This is a genomic window from Pseudarthrobacter sulfonivorans (assembly GCF_031454915.1).
GTDB classification, from domain to species: Bacteria; Actinomycetota; Actinomycetes; order Actinomycetales; family Micrococcaceae; genus Arthrobacter; species Arthrobacter sulfonivorans_C.
In genome coordinates this window covers 1-2,196 of sequence record NZ_JAVDRS010000022.1, presented here as the reverse complement: position 1 = coordinate 2,196, position 2,196 = coordinate 1, and the positions used below count along the sequence as shown (strand labels likewise).

General features: G+C 64.0%; 4 protein-coding genes. 1 reads left to right on the top strand and 3 read right to left on the bottom strand.

Annotation, left to right across the window (positions count from 1 at the left end):
* A partial coding sequence (locus tag J2808_RS22190; protein WP_309821025.1) for a hypothetical protein occupies positions 1-196 on the top strand: 196 nt, incomplete at its 5' end.
* A gap of 658 nt (positions 197-854) precedes the next feature.
* On the opposite strand, the gene J2808_RS22185 is transcribed toward J2808_RS22190, so the two are convergent.
* From J2808_RS22185 to J2808_RS22175, 3 genes are all read right to left on the bottom strand, one after another.
* A complete protein-coding gene (locus J2808_RS22185) occupies positions 855-1,196 on the bottom strand; it encodes a YciI family protein (RefSeq protein WP_309821024.1) in 342 nt (113 codons plus the stop codon).
* Between the two features lie 490 nt (positions 1,197-1,686).
* On the bottom strand, positions 1,687-1,893 hold the full coding sequence (locus J2808_RS22180; RefSeq protein WP_309821022.1) for a hypothetical protein: 207 nt from the start codon (positions 1,891-1,893) through the stop codon (positions 1,687-1,689).
* 51 nt (positions 1,894-1,944) lie between these two features.
* Positions 1,945-2,076 carry a hypothetical protein gene (locus J2808_RS22175; protein ID WP_309821020.1) on the bottom strand — a complete coding sequence of 44 codons (132 nt, stop codon included), beginning with the start codon at positions 2,074-2,076 and terminating at the stop codon, positions 1,945-1,947.
* Positions 2,077-2,196 lie beyond the last annotated feature (120 nt).

Sequence of the window (2,196 nt, the reverse complement as noted above, 5' to 3'; positions counted from 1 at the left end):
TATTGAGTTCTCAAACAACAGACACACCCGGCACCACCACAACAACATTCCGTCATGGATCGCTCCGGAGCAACTTTTCAAACTTACCCGGTTTCGGGGAGCTTTGCAAATCGAGATTTCGGTCGATTTCAGCTCCGGCGAACCAGCCCCACCCGCATCCGGCACGCCGCGAAGCGCGCCATTTTCAGGCTGTTGAAGAAGGGGGGTTTGTCGCTATTTTCCCGCATCAGCGGCGGCGACTCAGAAAACAATACACCCACTGAACCCGCACTGCAAATCCACAACCCAACACCACCCCCCAGCCCCCAAAAACCCCGCAAACACGCGAAACCCAGGCCCTTTCCAAAGCACCCGACGGCCCCACAATCCCACCCCGCCCCCTGTTCACTGGATCACACCCCACCCGTCCGTCACCGCCGGCGAGGCTTCACACCGTGCCTTCGTACAGACCGCACCAAAGCCCCGCCCGGCGGAACAACAAACCCGGGCCGGCCCCAACCGTCCACCAGCTGCAAACCGGCCTACCCCACAGCCGACGGCCCCGCCGCCACCTTGTTCCACCAGCGGTGCGGTCCTATGCATCCGGAGGCCGCTCCGCGACCATTGCACACGTGGCTCTCTGCGTTGAGGGAGTAGGGCTGGCCGACGTCGGTGGCCGGGCAGGGTGCCATCCCGGCCCCAGCCCGGTCGTAAAGTACGAGCCGCCGGCCTTTGGCCAGACGATCGTAGGAGGCGTGCTCCTCCGACAGCTCCCAACCCAGCTCGCTCTGGCTGAGCCAGCACTGACCTACAGCAAGGGCCAACCTGCTCCGATCGAAGATTAACCCGCGGGCCGTCGGTCGAAGTTGCACCCCTCAGCTGGCCGGGTCGTAGTGAAACTGTCTCACCTCTTGCGGACAGCGGCAGGCGACGGCGATCTTCGCGGCCCACTCGAGTGCCGCCTCCCTCGAGGGCAGCTCGAGAATGGCGTATCCGCCATTGGGCACCTTGTGCCCTGGGTACGTGCCCTCGATGACGGTGCCGTCCCCTGACACCATCACCGGGTCGACGTCCGCATCGAGACCGCCTCCGAAGACGTACACACCCGCCGCCTTGGCCTCGTCGATGACGGCATGCGAGGCTTCGACTACGGCCTCGAAGTCCTCCTCGGGGAACTCCATAGCCTCACTGGGGAACGAGATCAGGTACTTCGTCATTCGAAGGCTCCTCTGCCCCGGCGGCGCCAGCCGTCGGCTCTTCTCTGCGGCACCGTTCTGGTGCCCAGCCCGATTATGGCTCCGGCGCCCTACGTGTCGTCAAGGTGGAGCGTCGCGACCGGCCCGCAGAATCTGCTCGAGCAATACCGCCTGAAACACGTCCTCAAGCGCGTAGGCGAAGGGATGTCAGCCATGGATCACGTCGACACACGATCGTGATTGGCACGTTGCGGGTCGATGTCAACGCAATAAGGTCGTTGTGGACCGGTTCACCGGGTTCAAGTTCGCCAACGCCGGGAGCCCCGCGCCAATCGCGGCCACTAAGCCCTTCCAAGGACACGGCAATGCGTCTGGTGATGGGCGCGGGCGAGTTTCATGGTTGGCTGCAACGGTGTGCATGGGCGCTTGGCGGTATGCAAAGTACTTCATGACCGCCGGTGCGCCGCTTTGCTGCCGAGGGCTCATGCCGGACAGGGCCACGCGGCTGCGCCTATCGGGCGGCGGCCAATGTAGCCACTGCCGCTATTGGCTCAGTCCCACCGTCGCGGAGCAGCAAGAGCGGGCAGGAAACGGCGATGACGTAGCTCAGGCTGGGGAGAACACCCAGGAAGCCGGCCACGATGGGCACGGCGCGGCCGTGCCAGGCACGTTGGATGCGGGCCGCCGCGCGATGCTGCAGGACCAGGGCCAGATGCATGCGAAGCTGCAGGGCCCGAAGATACGGAACCCGCCTGGGAGAAACAGACAGTCACAGCACCAGTGCGGCCAGGTGTTCCGGGTTGATGAGATTCATCACGGACTGGTTGGCCGTGGCCTTGTCGATCCCTCCTTGCACCAGGTCTTCCGACCGTGAAGGCCCCGCCCGCGGTGTGGGTTTCACCGGACGCTCCCGGGGTGTGGGGGTTTGACGGCTCTCCGTGGTTCGTGGTGAAACGGATTCCGTGTCTTGAAAGCTGAAGGGCTCGTAGCCCTGCTGTGATGGATGTTCTCTACGCATTCA